The organism is Catenibacterium sp. AM22-6LB, assembly GCF_003435615.1.
Classification (GTDB): Bacteria; Bacillota_I; Bacilli_A; order Erysipelotrichales; family Coprobacillaceae; genus Catenibacterium; species Catenibacterium mitsuoka_A.
On the sequence record NZ_QTUM01000001.1, the window covers coordinates 99,356 to 115,779 of the forward strand.

Here is a 16,424-nt window from a genome sequence, read left to right on the forward strand (position 1 = left end):
TTCCATTTTATCAAAATTAGACTATCTGTCAACATAATTAAAAAACCTTACAAAATGTAAGGTTTTTGTCTTATTATTCATCACCAAATGATACGCCCATAGCCTTAGCAGCCTGAACAAGATCTCCATTTGGATCAACAAGCTTCTGCTTACCAAACTTCGCATCACCGATTACTTCTTCAAGTGAAGTATATTCCATGTTGCCACCCTTTAATGATACAACATTTCCAAATAAGCCCTCATCAATCATAGAACATGCCTTATTGCCAAATCTAATAGATAAGATTCTGTCATAAGCATCAATATCACCACCACGGATAATATGACCTGGGTTAACAGAACGTACTTCATGATTAGGAATCACCTTTTCTAGATCATCAGCCACCTTTGCAGCTAGTCCTGAATAACGAATTGGGTCTGGTGAATCTTCTACAATCTTACCAATTGATTTTGTACCATCTGCATACTTAGCACCTTCAGCTACCGCAATAACAGTATATGGAAGGCCTGCTTCATCACGTTTCTTAACTGCATTCGCAATATTTTCAATAGTAAATGGAATTTCAGGAATTAATACAACACCTGCATTACCTGCAAGACCTGCATATAATGAAATCCATCCAGCTTCTCTACCCATTAATTCACAACAGATGACACGATGATGTGATTTTGCAGTAGTCTGAAGACGATCTATGAATTCAGTACCAACACTCATCGCACTGATGAAACCATATGTTAAATCTGTAGAAGTAAGATCATTATCCATAGTCTTTGGTACACCAATGACATTGACACCTTTTCTGCTGAAATCTCTAGCACTTGTTAATGTACCATCGCCACCTAATACAACTAATACATCAACACCATCTTTCTTAAGATTTTCTACACCTACATCACTGACGTCTTTTCTTACTTTTCCACCATTTCCATCATCTACAAGATAATCGAATAGGTTATCTTTGTTAGAACTATAAAGAATAGTTCCGCCTTCCTTATATATATCCTCTACCTTGTCTACAGTTAATTCTACATAATTATTATTATACAATCCACGATAACCATATACAAAGCCAATGACTTCCCAATTATATTTTTCAATCGCAATCTTAGTGATTGTTCTGATTACCGCATTTAAGCCTGGACAATCTCCTCCGCCAGATAATAGCGCAATTTTTTTAACTTTTGAATTCATGATATTTCCTCCTTATGTAAATCCCACCCTCTATTATAAATTAAACTGTTAGCGTTTTCAATATAAATATGAAGCGCTTACACATAGGTACAAAAAAAAGAAGCCTATAATGGCTTCTCGTTCATTGTTTCAATGACTTCTATTACATGCTTCACAGGGAGCCCAATGACGTTATCAATATCTCCCTGCACTTCTTCAATGAATTTTCCTGCAACACCCTGAATCGCATAAGCGCCAGCTTTACCCTTCCATTCATCAATAGAAAGATAATCATCAATCATATCATTGATATTCTTGAATGTAACTTTTGTTTCATCTACAAATGTACAAACCTGATCTTTATAGAATACAGCCACTGATGTAAACACACTATGTGTATCACTACTTAATGATACAAGAATTTCTCTTGCTTCATGAGCACTGTGAGCTTTACCAATAACCTTTCCATTATGATAAATTGTTGTATCAGCACTAATTACAACATCATCAGGATATTTCTCATGAATAGAAACACCTTTATCATATGCGAGTTTTTTAAGTCTTTCTTCTATTTCTAGAGAAGAATCAAGATATTCAGTAATAGAGGAGGCATCGATAATAAAATCAATGCCTTCTCTTTCAAGCAGTTCTTTTCGTCTAGGAGAAGTACTAGCAAGAATAATTTTCATTATTTCTTTTCCTCAGCAGGTGCTTCATGTTTAACGATTGGTTTTGGTAATAATGCTTTTCTAGAAACATTCACACCCTTATCAGTAATCTGAGTTACTTTAACCTTTACTGTATCGCCAAGCTTGATTACATCGCCAACTTTATTTGTTCTATCCCAAGCAACATCTTTTACATGTAAGAATCCATTTGTACCAGGGAATAATTCAATAAATGCATACTTTTCTTCAACTCTTACAGCCTTACCATCAAAGATTTCGCCTACTTCTACTTTTCTAGTTAAATCCTTGATCATACCCATTGCATGGTCAATCGCATCCTGAGAGTAATGATAGATAGTAACATTACCTTCATCATCAATATCAATCTTAACATTATCGCTTTCAGCAATAATCTTATTGATCATATCTCCACCCTTACCGATTACATCTTTAATCTGTTCAGGTTCAATCTTCATCATAGCAACCTTAGGAGCATATGGACTTAAGTGATCTCTAGGTTCACTAATTGCTGACATCATGCAGTCCATGATCTGTCCTCTTGCAACCTTTGCCTGAGCTAATGCTTCCTGTAAAATTTCTTTAGTAATACCATCAATCTTGATATCCATCTGTAATGCACAGATACCGTTCTTTGTACCTGCAACCTTGAAATCCATATCACCAAGATGGTCTTCCATACCCTGGATATCAGTTAAGATTGTATAGTTTTCGCCTTTTTTAACAAGACCCATAGCGACACCAGCCACTGGATTACTAATTGGAACTCCTGCAGCCATTAAAGCCATAGTTGATGCACAAATGGAAGCCTGTGAAGAAGAACCGTTAGATTCTAATACTTCAGCAACAACTCTGATTGTATATGGGAATTCTGTTTCAGAAGGAATAACCTGTCTTAAGGCTCTTTCACCTAAAGCACCATGACCAATTTCTCTTCTACCTGGAGAACCCATTCTTCCTGTTTCACCTACACAATATGGTGGGAAGTTATAGTGATGCATGAAACGTTTCTGGTCTTCCATTCCAAGACCATCAATCTTCTGTACTTCACCTAATGCACCAAGTGTGCAGGCAGATAATACCTGAGTTTCACCACGAGTGAACATAGCTGAACCATGTACACGTGGCAATAAATCTACCTGTGCATCTAATGGACGTACTTCATCTACTTTACGACCATCAGGTCTTACCTTTTCTTCAGTAATCAAACGTCTTACTTCTTCTTTTTCAAGATCACCAAGAACCATCTTAACCTGTTTAATTGTCTTATCATGTTCTTCAACAGTTGCATATTCTTTTTCTTCAAAAGATTCTACAACCTTAGCATCTAATTCATCAATAGCAGCATATCTTTCAAGCTTACCAGGAATAGAAATAGCCTTGATCATTTCTTCCTTAGCCATAGCTTCTACGCTAGACACAATGTTTTCATCTAATGCAAATAGTGGAACATCAATCTTTTCCTTACCAACAGCTTCTACAATCTGTTCCTGGAAAGCGATTAATTCCTTAATCTTTTCATGACCGAACATCAGTGCATTCAGCATTGTTTCTTCATCTACTTCTTTTGCATCTGCTTCAACCATGTTAATAGCATCCTTTGTACCTGCTACTTCAAGATTGATTTCACTTCTAGCCATATCTTCAGGTCCTGCGTTGACAGTAAACTCACCATCAATTAAACCTACGTTAACACCTGCAATTGGACCATTGAATGGAATATCAGAAATACATAATGCAATTGATGCACCAAGCATTGCTGCCATTTCTGGAGTTGCTTCCTGATCAACTGATAGTACAGTATTAACAACCTGTACTTCATTTCTGAAACCATCCGCGAATAATGGACGGATAGGTCTGTCAATCATTCTTGCAGTTAGTGTACCATGTTCACTAGGACGGCCTTCACGCTTTAAGAATCCACCTGGAATCTTACCTACAGAATATAGTTTTTCTTCATAAGTTACTGTTAATGGGAAGAAATCTACATCTTTTGGTTCTTTCCCAGCACATGCTGTAGAAAGAACGACTGTATCATCATATCTTACTAAACAAGAGCCGTTTGCCTGTTTAGCCATTTCACCGACTTCAACCTGGATTTTCTTACCATAGAAATCCATACTAAAAATTTGTTTTGCCATAAATTCACCTCATATTCTTCAAAATTATATCATAAATCAACTATTACACAAACAATTATTTGATAGAGACATGAAAAAAAGCCCCATAGGGCTTTTGTTTCTTATCTTCTTAATCCTAACTTATCAGTTAAAGTTGTATATCTGTCAAGATCTTCTTTCTTAAGATACTTTAATAAGTCTCTTCTCTTACCGATCTTCTTTAAAAGACCTCTGTTAGAATGATTATCCTTTGGATGCTGTTTGAAGTGACCGTTTAACTTGTTGATATCAGCAGTTAATAATGCGATCTGAACTTCTGGAGAACCAGTATCCTTTTCTACGCGACCATATTCAGCCATGATCTTAGCTTTTTCTTCTTTAGTTAACATTATGTTTTCCTCCTAAATTATATTCTTCGCAATATCCAAGCTAGATGTAAGAGGTACAAATATCCTAGACATTGTTGCAATGACTATTTTACATTATTTTTAAATAAAGTCAAATACTTTTTCATGACCTGACTTAAATATTTTCTGTCTTCTGTTAATTGTGTTTTTAGTCCTTCTAATCCATTAAATACAGTTTCTTCACGCTTATATAAACAGAAAGTAACCTCTACTTCTTTACCATACACATCTTCATCAAAATCAAAGACGTTGACTTCTAATGAAAGACGATTAATATCATTGAATGTAGGATTCATCCCAATATTTGCCATACCTATATAATATTGATGATTGATTTCTACAATTGTACCGTATACCCCTCTTTTAGGTAAGTATTTCATACCATAATCGATATTCAATGTAGGGAAACCAATCAAACGACCTCTCTGTTTTCCATGAATGACAGTACCTTTTACCTTATAAGGTCGATCAAGCAAAGTATTGACTTCTTCAATCATTCCTTGATCCATCAGTTTCTTAATAAGAGTAGATGATACTTTTTCTGTTTCATTATACATAACAGCGTTTTTCACAATCAATTCAAATGACTGTTTCTTTAAGTCTTCTATGCTGCCACTGTTATGATTTCCAAAATGGAAATCATAACCACATACTAGCCTTTTTAAAGGAAGCTTATTTAAGTATTCGTCAATAAAAACCTGTGGACTTAATGCTGCTACTTCCTTAGTAAAATGAATTACAAGCAAGTAATCAATACCCATTTCTTCTAGAAGTTCTTTTTTCTCTTCTAGAGTAATAATTGATTGTCTCTTTTCGCCCTTTAAAACACATAAAGGATGCACATCAAAGCTCATAACAGCTGTTTTTGTTTCTCCCTTATATTTCAATACTTCATTAATCAAAGACATATGACCAAGATGTAAACCATCAAAAAAGCCAATTGCAAGAGAAAGAGGTTCTGTTAAATGTACCTCTTCCATTTTTATGACTTTCATTAGAAAAGCCCCCTGAGGCTCTTCAAATTGCCTTTTCCATCTGGTCCATATATCGCAAGTAATTTACCTTTTTTTGAATAAATAGCTACATTATGATCTTTATCACTCTTAATTTTCTGACCAGTCATGACAATTCTTTCATCTACAACCATAGAATCATAGAAAGAAAATACTTCTTCTAATGGCATCACAGGTCCATTATTTTCTTCTAGTTCTTCAAGTGTCACTGCCTGATCGATAGTGAAATGACCTGACTGATTTCTTACTAATGCAGTCATATGGGCAGGATAACCTAAGGCTTTTCCAATATCTACACATAAAGAGCGGATATATGTTCCTTTAGAGCACTTAACATCTATAGTTATTTCATCATCATGTGCATCGACTAAATCAAGTTTATAAATAGTGATTGGCCTTTCTGGAACTTCTACTTCTATACCTTCTCTGGCATATTCATAGAGTTTCTTACCATTAATTTTAATAGCTGAATACATTGGAGGCTTCTGCATGGAATCTCCTTTAAATGATGATAATACTTCTTCTAGATTCTCATAACCAGTAAAAGGCTTGGTTTCTATAACCTTTCCTTCAGCATCATATGTATCTGTCGAACTGCCAAGTTTAAGTGTAGCACGATATTCTTTTTCTTCACTCATCAAAAACTGCATTGCTTTAGTGGCTTTATTAATACCAACAACTAAAACACCAGTCGCCATAGGGTCAAGAGTCCCACAATGTCCTACTTTTTTAGTATGCATAATACGTCTCACACGATTAACGACATCATGACTTGTCATACCCTGTGGTTTATTAATTAAAATAATACCATCCATCTACTCACATCCTTCCTAAAAAAAGCAGACTATTGTCTGCTTAGATATGATTAATAACGAAGTACTTCTTCTTGCCTCTTCTAATAACAGTCACCTTACCACCAAACGCATTGTCTTTTGATACAACAAACTTTTCATCAGTGACCTTTTCACCATTTACAAGAACACTTCCACCTTTTACGAACTGTCTTGCTTCACGATTACTAGAAGCAGCACCTGCTTTTACTAATACATTTAAGATCTGTTCATCTTCAGTGACATCAATACTTGGTACACCATTGAAACACTGTTTAACCTGTTCATAAGTCATGCTCTTGATATCACCACTGAATAACTTTTCAGAAATGCTGACAGCTTCTTCATAAGCATCTGCACCATGAATGAAAGTAATAACTTCTTTCGCAAGTGCTTTGTGTGCTTTTCTTAAGTGTGGTTCATTCTTATTTGATTCTTCTAATGCTTCAATTTCTTCTTTAGATAAGAAAGTGAGGTATTTTAAGTAATCAATAACCTTGCTATCTTCACTGTTGATGAAGAACTGATACATTTCATATGGTGAAGTCTTTTCTCTATCTAGCCAGATTGCATTTCCTTCTGATTTACCAAACTTAGTACCATCGCTCTTAGTAAGTAAAGGCATAGTGAATCCATATGCTTCATCACCAGTCTTCTTTCTAATTAATTCAATACCTGCAGTAATATTACCCCACTGGTCCTGACCAGCAACCTGTAAGTTACAGCCTTTATTTTCATGTAAGTAATAGAAGTCCATTGCCTGCATGATCATATAAGAGAATTCAGTAAAAGTAATCCCTTCATCTAATCTTCTCTTGATAATATCCTTAGATAACATGTAGTTGATATTGAAATATTTACCATAATCTCTTAACCAGTCAATGAAGTTTAAATCTTTAGACCAATCCAAGTTGTTAACTACTTCAAAACCAAATAAATCTTCAGCCTGCTTCTTTAAGCAGTCAAAGTTATGCTGTACCTGTTCTTTTGTAATCATTGGTCTTTCAGTTGTTGGCTTTGGATCCCCAATCTGTCCAGTTGCACCACCGACTAAAAGAATTGGATGATGACCTGCATCCTTTAATCTCTTAGACATTAAGAAAGATGAGAAATGTCCAATATGTAATGAATCCCCAGTTGGGTCAGTACCAATATAGAATGTCATTCCTCCTGCATTTAATTTGTCTTTTAAGTCTTCAGAACTTACATCTTTAATGAGGCCACGCCACACTAATTCATCATAAAATGTCATAATTTCCTCCTATAATATAAAAGAGAATCCATCCAAAGGACGAATTCTCGCGTTACCACCTTTATTCATGTCAAAGACATGCTCTCTTGTTGATAACGGTGTACTCACCGTCTAGACTTTGCATCTAGAAGCTCCAAAGTGTATTCATTCATACTGCTGCCCTTATTTTCACCAGCCACAAGTTCTCTAAACCAGCGCATATGAATTACTTGTCTTTTTCATCGCAATTAAAAGTCTACATGAATTCATGATGTTTGTCAATATCAGCTTGTAAAGACACTTTCCAACATCAGCTTCGTTTCATCAAGATGGAATGCATCTACTAAGACAATGATACGGTCTCCTGATATGAGCTTTGTATCCCCTTTTGGAATGATTTCTTCTCCACCACGAATAACGGAAACAATCAAACTACGACGAGGAAGTTGTAAATCTTTAATATAGTGATCACAGGCATTTGAACCAAAACCAACTGTATAGCCAATGAGTTCCTTACTATCTGCATATTCTTCCATTGACTGATAAGGCTGATTGTTTAAAAGATTCGTTAAAAGACTTTCATAAATCGGTTCACTATGTAAAAGATTGGCTACATAATAAGAAACAAATGAAACAAGTGCAATTGGTAGGAGCATCTTTAAAGTTCCACTCATTTCAGCTATTAATACAATACCAGTAATCGGCGCTCTTACAATGGCACTAAAGTAAGCAGCCATTGCCATAATAATGAAGTTCATAAAATACTCGGAAGGAACACCACACATAATAGCAACCTTACCTACACTTGCACCAATCAGACTCCCAAGAATGAGTAATGGGAAGAAGATTCCTCCAGCAGCACCTGATCCAAACGAAACACATGAAATAAGTAATTTTAATATAAACAATAAAACAAGAGTAGATAAAACAAGATTTGGTTCATTGAGATATTCTACAAGTTTATGTCCTCCACCCATGACAAGTGGACAATAGAATCCAAGAATTCCAGATAACACTAAAGGGATAATGACTCTTTGATGTTTCTTTAAGAATGGTGTTTTCTTATAAAGTTTAATAGTTCCCATTGTAACCTTATTGTAGAAAGCACCTAATACACCAGCGATAATACCGAGAATAATAACCCAGATATAATTCTTTAAAGGGAATGTTTCTTTGATTGAGAAAGCTAAAGTAGGTGATAAACCAAAGATATTTCTACTTAAGAAATCTGCAGTAATAGATGCAATCATTACAGAAACAAGTGCACTTGTAGAGAAGTTCTTATGAACTTCTTCTAAAGCAAACATGATACCTGCAAGAGGTGCATTGAAGGCTGCAGATAAGCCAGCCGCTGCTCCAGCTGTCATTAAATAACGTTCTTCTGTTTTTACACGTTTTCCTTTTTTCGCAAGAGCTTTACCAACCATACCACCTAGCTGGATACTTGGACCTTCTCTCCCTAATGATAAGCCACCTACAAGTGCAAGCGCACCTGCACAGAATTTTGCAAGTAAGACTCTCCACCAGCATTCATCAATACGTCCCTGTACTTCTGCTTCTAGCTGTGGAATACCAGAGCCCCCGATCATAGGTTCCCACTTTAAAAAGATTGAAATAATAAGACCTAATACAATAAGGCCAATGATCCACAAAGGCCAATAAGACACGTTATGTGCAACAAAGTCCCTTATAGTAAAATAAATAGATTCTGCATTTGATAAAACAAGACGATAAACGATACAGACAGCACCTGACACGATACCAACAAGTAAACCTTCATAAGCCAAGCGCTTATTGAGTTTACTTCTTTCTCGTAATATATTTGCAGTATCAGATTGATTTTTAAGCATATATAATCCTCCCAGTAATTATAATGACCGATACTATTTTAGCACAATCTAAACCAGTAAAAAAGGATGCCTCAGCATCCTTCTTTGGTTATTTAGTTGTATCACGCTTGATGAATGTATAATGCATTGGCACTTCTGCTTCATCAATTTCTTCATGATTTAAGATCTTTGTAAGAAGTCTGATTGCGATAGCACCCATATCATATACAGGTACATGAATAGTAGTAAGAGGTGGACGACAAATAGTCGCATAACTTGTATCCATCATACCAACAACCTGCATATCTTCAGGTACATTGATACCATGATCAATTGCTGCATTGACAACAGCGACTGCTTCCTTGTCATAGCCTGTTAAAACAACATCATGCTTATGAGTATCAAAATATTCCTTTAATTGAGGATAGCTTTCTTCATAATGATTAGAAACATCCACAATATAATCTTCTGGAAGTGTTTCACCACTATCTTTAAATGCTTCTTCAATACCCTTCGCAAAATCATTTAAATCAACTAAGTTTTGAGTAGCTCTTACGAAGCAGATATCCTTTTTACCCTGTTCAATAAATTGTTTAGTCATATCATATGCAATACTCTTTGCATCAACATATACAGAGCAGATATCTTCATCAGAAATCTTATATCCAACAACAACTGCAGGAATACGGTATTTTTTAATGAGATCAATTTCTTTATCAATGCAGTTATTGTTAAATAATACAACACCATCAGCTCTTGATTTAATAACCTTCTCAATTACTTCTTCAATTGGGTTACCTAAACCAAGTTCATCAGTTGTATACATAATGATATTGAAATCTAAAGTACGTCCAGTATCTCCAATACCACCAATCATATCTTTTACATGTCCAAATAGTGACTGTGGGAATACAACTGCAATAGTTGTAGTTTTACTAGTTGCAAGACCTCTTGCAATCTGATTAGGCTTGAAATCGAGTCGTTTAATTGTTTCAAGTACACGTTCTCTTGTTGCAGGCTTTACAACATTTGAACCATTAATTACTCTTGAAACTGTTGCAAGTGAAACATCAGCTGCTTCTGCAACATCATAGATTGTTACTTTCTTCTTCATACTAGTCCTTGATTTCCTCAATCATTTCATCTAGCTGTTTTTCAACATCATCAATTTGCTGATCAATCACATCTTCATCAATCATGGCAGCCTTATCATTAATCATTGTTTTCACTTCATCTATTTTCTGATTCACACGTCCAGTTACTTCTACAACTGAACCTTTCACCTTATCAAAATTTTCACTAGATTTTACTTTTTCTGCTAGAATTTCTAACTTTTTCTGTACTTCATCTACTTTTTCTTTAGTAGTTTCTTTAAAATCATCAGGATCAAATTCATCTACTGATTTTTTGATATTTTCAATTGTTTCTCCTAATTTAGCTTCAACGTCTTCTCTAGTAAGACTTGCTAAATAATCATAAGTAGATTTTGATTTAGCTTTGATGTCTTCTCTTAATTCACTACCTTTCTTAGGTGCAAATAATAAACCAGCTAAAACGCCTAATCCTACTCCGAATAATACTTTTCCGAATTTCATAATTATACCTCCTATTTTTTCTTCAAGATATTTTTCAAGCCTAATACCGTTCCTAATATACCTGTGCTTGATCTCTTCTTATTAAAAATACCACTTACCACGTTGATAGGTTCATTGAGCTTATCCATTTTATAGTTGATATCATCCACTGTGACATTTACTTTAGAAACTGTTGTTTCTAAATGCTGTGCCAAATGACTGACATCTTTTAAAGTTGTAAGTGCATGGATAAGAAATACTCCTAGAGACACTAATGCAAATACACCAGCGAGCACTAGAATACATAGACAAATTGTTAAGATATCCACGGGATGTCCTCCTATGCCTTTTCTTTTTCCTTAATAACTAAATCTTCTAACTTATAAATATCCTTAGGACTCATAAATAAGAATACTGCGTTATCATATTGTGCCAATTCTTTTGCACCTGCTTCATCTTCAGTAACTACTTTAGAACGAGGTAGGTTCTTAGTAATAACACTGACATCAATATCGATTCCTGGTTCCTTTGGCGCATTTTTAGGGAAATCTACAAAATATGGATGATCAACTGTATCCATGATTCGTGCATAATCCTTCGCAAATCTTAAGCCACGAGAATATCTATCCGGCTGATAAACCGCAACAATCTGCTTGCCAGGGAAACGTGTTCTTGTTTCTTCGATTACATATTTAATAGCTGTTGGATGATGAGCATAGTCATCAACATATACGTTATTACCTACTTCTTTCACTGCATAACGTCTCTTAGTTCCCTTAAATGTACTTAGCTGACTCTGCATATAATCAAAGTCCATACCTTCAAGATAACCTAAAGTAATAACACCTAATGTGTTATAAAGTGTATGCATACCATAGAATGGTAAAGTGAAATGTCCAAAAAGATCACCATAGATATATACATCAAATGAAAGACCTTTTTCATTATTAATTACATTTTTAGCCTGAACATCATTACCGTCTTTTACACCGAATTTTACAACTCTCTTTGTATAATTCAAATGTGGAAGATGTGGATCATCACCCCAGATGACAATAGCCTTTTTAGCCTGGTTGGCATATTTTTCAAAAGACTGTTCATACTGTTCCATTGACTTGAAATAGTCTACATGGTCCATTTCAATGTTGTTAATATAAGCATAATCTGGATGATACCATAAGAAATGATCTTTATATTCGCAGCATTCAGCTATGAAATACTTAGCACCCTTAGTGGCATAACCAGTACCATCACCAATTAATACATTTGTCTTATCATAGTCTTTAAATAAATGATAAGCCATACCTGTAGTTGAAGTCTTACCATGTGTACCTGCAATACCGATACTAATATGATCATCCATAAGCTTAGCTAGGAAATCATAATAGTGATGAATTGTTACATTAGGATTATCTTCTGCAGCAGCCACTTCTTCATTAGAACGGTCAAATGCATTCCCTACAATAACATCCATACCATCTTTAATGTTGTCTTTGTTAAATGAATAAATAGGAATATGTCTTTCTCTTAAGCCATCTTCAAGGAAGATATACTTATCAATATCACTTCCTGCAACTTCATAACCTAAATCATATAAGATTCTTGCAAGAGAAGCCATTCCTGAACCTTTAATACCTATAAAATAATACATATATTTTGTCACCTCGATAATATATTAACACAAATTAAATAATGATTACATAGATATCACTTAAAAATGAAAGTATTTTCATAAATTGGTAAGAAAAGGATCGTCTATCCTAAAAGTTGGTGTATCAAATATCTCACTTTCACCTAAATGAATAGTCAATACCTGTTCAATAGTGAGTCCAATAGTTTCACCATCTTTAAATGCCACATTGTTCATAATAACATAGAGTGCAGTATCTTTAATGAAGTCTAATACATTCATAGGTTCACCAATAGAAGAGACTTCTATTTCATGATAGCCGAGCTTTTCAAGACCATCTGTATAAGCCCCTACCCCATTTTCTAATGGATATAAACCAAACCAGATGACGTTATAAATAGGAAACATATCCTGATCAATCATCTTGGCCATTGTTTGATAAAAAGATGGTTCATAGATGACATCATTCATATAAACTCCTACAACATTCTCATCAATGTTTGAACATACTTCTTCTACAAATAAAGGACAGTCTGTCTGAATAGTTTCAATTGTCTTATGGATATGAATCATTCCAGTATGATTTTTAGTACATGCATCTGCTTCTTCCCACATAAAGTTACTTAATGCTGCATTGAGACGTACTTTGTCATCTAATGGTTGATTAATATAATCACTTGTTTCATTGACTGGTTCTTTTACTAATAAAAATGCTTCTAATTCCATCTTTACTCTCCCTCAAACAATAAGTCTTCTAACTCTTTAACAGACTCGACATAATAAGTACATTTAGTCTTGATGTCTTCTTTGATTTCTTTGATATCATGAGCCCATCCAGCTCCACATGCATCAATATGCGCATCTCGTGCCATCTGTACACCTGGTAATAAATCATCTACAAGTAAGACATCTTCTTTATTTAAATGAAGTTCTTCAATAATTCTTTCTACAGGCCAAGTAGATGGTTTACGCTTTTCAGGAGGTAATTCCCAGCCATATATAATAGAAGGCTCTGGTAAATCATTATTCTTATAATCACGAATGATTGTATGCTTCATTGAATGAGAAATAACACAGATAGTGCCACCTTCATTTACATAACGCCATAATAAATCATGAATGCCATCAAAACTGACAGGTGCATGATCACGAATATAGGACTGCCAGTTATTTTCCTGTATATGCATTTCTTCTTCACTGAATTTTAGTATATCAAAACATAATGCAGTGAAACCTGGCTTATAATTATACTTGAAATAATCTTCACAAGTCATAGTAACACCAGGACGCAATTTACTTAGTGAGTCTAAGAATGCAGGAAAGTTCACTGTACGTGTGCTATCTACAATCGTATCATCATGATCTAGTATTAAACATTTATATTTCATTTGTATCTCCTTTTTGATATGCAAGACATGTTATTCCTTGCGTATTGACTATTTTTCCACACTGTTTAAATCCACAAGATTCTAATAAATTCTGCATAGGAATATTTTTAATTCCTGTATCCATCTTTAAATTAGGAATCTGACTATAAGCCCAGTTCAAGATAAACTTGCAGGCCCCTTTCACAATATGTGCAGAAACAACACGATGTACCACACCATAAGATGCATCATTGAGCCATTGTCCCTCTATTTCCTTATAATCTTGATCTTCTTCTATCGCATAATAGAAAACAGCCGCAATTTGATTTTCATACATGCATAAATACATCTTATCTATATCTTTAGTAATCATTTCTTTTGAAGGATAACCTACAGGCCATTGATCTTTATTGCCATGATTATCCATAAATATCTTTGCATCTTTATAAAGACCCATTATTTCATCTATATGAGCCCTATCTGCTTTTTTTATTTCCATATTAACTCCTTTGCTTAATATAATAACACAAAAAAGGGTCTGAAAAAATCGAGTAGCTAAATAGACTTGGGGTTAACTCAAGCTTTAAAACTGCCAGGGGTGTGAACTCCTACCAGTACTTTTAGGCTGTAAACTTTTTAGGGGGCAGTTTTTCGCTATCTATTTTGTCTATTTCATAAATCATTTATCATATTCTTAAGATCAATAAATCTATAGAAAGAAAAAAAGGATAAGCATCGAAAGTTTGGCGACCGAGATGCTTATCCTGTCCAATAAGAACACTATGGTAATAATAAAACTTTCATCCAAAATCAAGCATATTACTGAAAATCAATATAAAAAGATTATTCTACCTATACATGAATTAACATAGTTAATAAAAAAGATTCCGATAATATTAAATACTGAATGTATAGTGATTGAAATAAAAAGTGCTTTCTTTATATCTTTACAATTTGCCAAAAAGTAAATAGTAAAATAACGAAATAATAATGTGAAAATTCTTTCAATAAGAGAAAAAATCATAGGAATAAATTGAGAATTATTAATTGACTCAATTAATAGAACCGCTTCACTGGTTTGCAAATTTAGACTAGGATAAACATTGTATCCAATAAGTATTGAATTTACAAATAATCTGCAACTTGTCAATCCAAATAACACAAACAATTCGCATAATTCATAACCAAAAAAGAAGTTAAAAATATTTTCTCTATTAATTTTATTCAATTCCTCAATTGTAAAATGAAACTGGAATTAAGGAATTGGGATAAAGGGGCATGCCCCTTTATCCCAATTCGCGCGGCCGCAGGCCCCTATTTTCAATTTTTTGTATAAAAAAAGTCCATAGAAATCGTATTATATAGTTACCACACTTTATAAGGAGATTTCTATGAACAGCATTAATATATCACAAAAAGCCAAAAATAAACACCTTAATTTTTCTCATTATGAATTCATCATCAATTCTTTGATTCAGTTCAATGCTTCCCATCCTGGTAAGCGTAACATTGGTAAGACTCAATTCATTAAAGAGTTAGCTTCTACTGTAGGTACTACTGTCTCTAATATATATTCTATCATCAAGGATGCCACTATCTCTATTAGAGATTACAATCTCAAGGTTCATTATGAACTTTCTGCCATGGCTGCATTTGAAAAGAGATCCAAGAATCATAAGATTCCAAATAACTCTAAATTTGAAAAATCAAAAGAGTTCATCTCTCTTGTCGAACAGGAAGTAAAATCAAATAGATTATCCTCTATTGATGAGACCATAAACTATTTAAAGCTTCATCAGCCAGATATTATAAAGAATATGGTGACTGTGTCTACTAAAACATTTTACAGCTATGTCCACCAGGGAAGAACATCCATCAAACCTATTGATCTTCCTCGCATGGTCAGAAGAAAGACAAAAAAGAACTGGAAGTCATACATTCCAAAAAGACAGAAAGGCACTTCCATTACCGAAAGGCCTGAATATATCAAGGATAGAGAAGAATTCGGACACTGGGAAGGTGATCTAGTTACTGGACCTAGAGATGGACAGAATGGTGCATATCTTACTCTCATTGAAAGAAAGACACGCTTCTATTATATGATTCCTATCTCTGCTAAATCTTCAAAGCAGGTCTATATGCAGATAAACAAGCTTCATAAGTTTTATGGTGATAGCTTTAAGGATATCTTTAAATCTATCACCTTTGATAACGGTAGTGAGTTTTCTAGATGGAAGGATATAGAACAGAAGCAAAAAACAAAAGAGAAAAGAACCACTGTCTATTTCGGTAGACCCTATCATTCATGTGACAGAGCCTCAAATGAAAACTGCAACGGACTCATAAGGTATTTCATAAAGAAAGGAACTGATATTAATACAATTGATAAGGAGACAACTATTGATATAAACAATAAAATAAACCAGAAGAAAAGAAAGATACTTGGATATCTTTCTTCTGAAGAACTATTTCTTAACGAACTAGCTAAACTTAATGTAACTGGTAATACTATTTTCTACAAAAACTAATTTATCTTCTTATTTCCAGTTTCTGCTTGCAATTCGGG

General features: G+C 34.2%; 16 protein-coding genes and 1 other annotated feature. Of the genes, 1 reads left to right on the plus strand and 15 read right to left on the minus strand.

Annotation, left to right across the window (positions count from 1 at the left end):
* Nucleotides 1–73: 73 nt before the first annotated feature.
* From DW269_RS00510 to DW269_RS00580, 15 genes are all read right to left on the minus strand, one after another.
* Nucleotides 74–1,192 carry a 6-phosphofructokinase gene (locus tag DW269_RS00510; protein ID WP_117458077.1) on the minus strand — a complete coding sequence of 373 codons (1,119 nt, stop codon included), beginning with the start codon at nt 1,190–1,192 and terminating at the stop codon, nt 74–76.
* A gap of 104 nt (nt 1,193–1,296) precedes the next feature.
* Nucleotides 1,297–1,860 (minus strand): nucleoside triphosphate pyrophosphatase, encoded by a 564-nt coding sequence (locus DW269_RS00515; protein ID WP_117458078.1) that lies wholly within the window; start codon nt 1,858–1,860, stop codon nt 1,297–1,299.
* Complete coding sequence (pnp, locus tag DW269_RS00520) at nt 1,860–3,998, minus strand: polyribonucleotide nucleotidyltransferase (protein ID WP_117458079.1); 2,139 nt, start codon at nt 3,996–3,998, stop codon at nt 1,860–1,862. The genes DW269_RS00515 and pnp overlap by 1 nt, the downstream gene beginning before the upstream one ends.
* A gap of 101 nt (nt 3,999–4,099) precedes the next feature.
* A complete protein-coding gene (rpsO, locus tag DW269_RS00525; RefSeq protein ID WP_117458080.1) occupies nt 4,100–4,366 on the minus strand; it encodes a 30S ribosomal protein S15 in 267 nt (88 codons plus the stop codon).
* 83 nt (nt 4,367–4,449) lie between these two features.
* Nucleotides 4,450–5,379, minus strand: coding sequence for a riboflavin biosynthesis protein RibF (gene ribF / locus DW269_RS00530; RefSeq protein ID WP_117458081.1), 930 nt, complete (start codon nt 5,377–5,379; stop codon nt 4,450–4,452).
* Entirely contained in the window at nt 5,379–6,212 is an 834-nt protein-coding gene (gene truB, locus DW269_RS00535; protein WP_117458082.1) for a tRNA pseudouridine(55) synthase TruB, read from the minus strand. Before truB ends, ribF begins: the two co-directional genes overlap by 1 nt.
* A gap of 40 nt (nt 6,213–6,252) precedes the next feature.
* Complete coding sequence (tyrS, locus tag DW269_RS00540) at nt 6,253–7,479, minus strand: tyrosine--tRNA ligase (RefSeq protein ID WP_117458083.1); 1,227 nt, start codon at nt 7,477–7,479, stop codon at nt 6,253–6,255.
* A gap of 32 nt (nt 7,480–7,511) precedes the next feature.
* Nucleotides 7,512–7,710, minus strand: a binding site (T-box leader).
* A gap of 32 nt (nt 7,711–7,742) precedes the next feature.
* Nucleotides 7,743–9,308, minus strand: coding sequence for a ClC family H(+)/Cl(-) exchange transporter (locus DW269_RS00545; RefSeq protein ID WP_117458084.1), 1,566 nt, complete (start codon nt 9,306–9,308; stop codon nt 7,743–7,745).
* An 88-nt stretch (nt 9,309–9,396) separates the two neighbouring features.
* Nucleotides 9,397–10,401, minus strand: coding sequence for a LacI family DNA-binding transcriptional regulator (locus DW269_RS00550; protein ID WP_117458085.1), 1,005 nt, complete (start codon nt 10,399–10,401; stop codon nt 9,397–9,399).
* 1 nt (nt 10,402) lies between these two features.
* Complete coding sequence (locus DW269_RS00555) at nt 10,403–10,882, minus strand: YtxH domain-containing protein (RefSeq protein ID WP_117458086.1); 480 nt, start codon at nt 10,880–10,882, stop codon at nt 10,403–10,405.
* Nucleotides 10,883–10,893: 11 nt separating this feature from the next.
* Complete coding sequence (locus DW269_RS00560) at nt 10,894–11,190, minus strand: DUF948 domain-containing protein (protein ID WP_022425139.1); 297 nt, start codon at nt 11,188–11,190, stop codon at nt 10,894–10,896.
* An 11-nt stretch (nt 11,191–11,201) separates the two neighbouring features.
* On the minus strand, nt 11,202–12,512 hold the full coding sequence (gene murC, locus DW269_RS00565; RefSeq protein ID WP_117458087.1) for a UDP-N-acetylmuramate--L-alanine ligase: 1,311 nt from the start codon (nt 12,510–12,512) through the stop codon (nt 11,202–11,204).
* Between the two features lie 78 nt (nt 12,513–12,590).
* On the minus strand, nt 12,591–13,217 hold the full coding sequence (locus DW269_RS00570; RefSeq protein WP_117458088.1) for a DUF4261 domain-containing protein: 627 nt from the start codon (nt 13,215–13,217) through the stop codon (nt 12,591–12,593).
* A gap of 2 nt (nt 13,218–13,219) precedes the next feature.
* Nucleotides 13,220–13,879, minus strand: coding sequence for an HAD family hydrolase (locus tag DW269_RS00575; protein ID WP_117458089.1), 660 nt, complete (start codon nt 13,877–13,879; stop codon nt 13,220–13,222).
* Nucleotides 13,869–14,357 carry an N-acetyltransferase gene (locus DW269_RS00580; protein ID WP_117458090.1) on the minus strand — a complete coding sequence of 163 codons (489 nt, stop codon included), beginning with the start codon at nt 14,355–14,357 and terminating at the stop codon, nt 13,869–13,871. The genes DW269_RS00575 and DW269_RS00580 overlap by 11 nt, the downstream gene beginning before the upstream one ends.
* Nucleotides 14,358–15,249: 892 nt before the next feature.
* Here DW269_RS00580 and DW269_RS00585 point away from each other — a divergent pair.
* The gene (locus DW269_RS00585; RefSeq protein ID WP_117458091.1) at nt 15,250–16,386 is read left to right on the plus strand and encodes an IS30 family transposase; all 1,137 of its coding nucleotides are present in this window, start codon (nt 15,250–15,252) and stop codon (nt 16,384–16,386) included.
* The last annotated feature ends 38 nt before the right edge of the window (nt 16,387–16,424 follow it).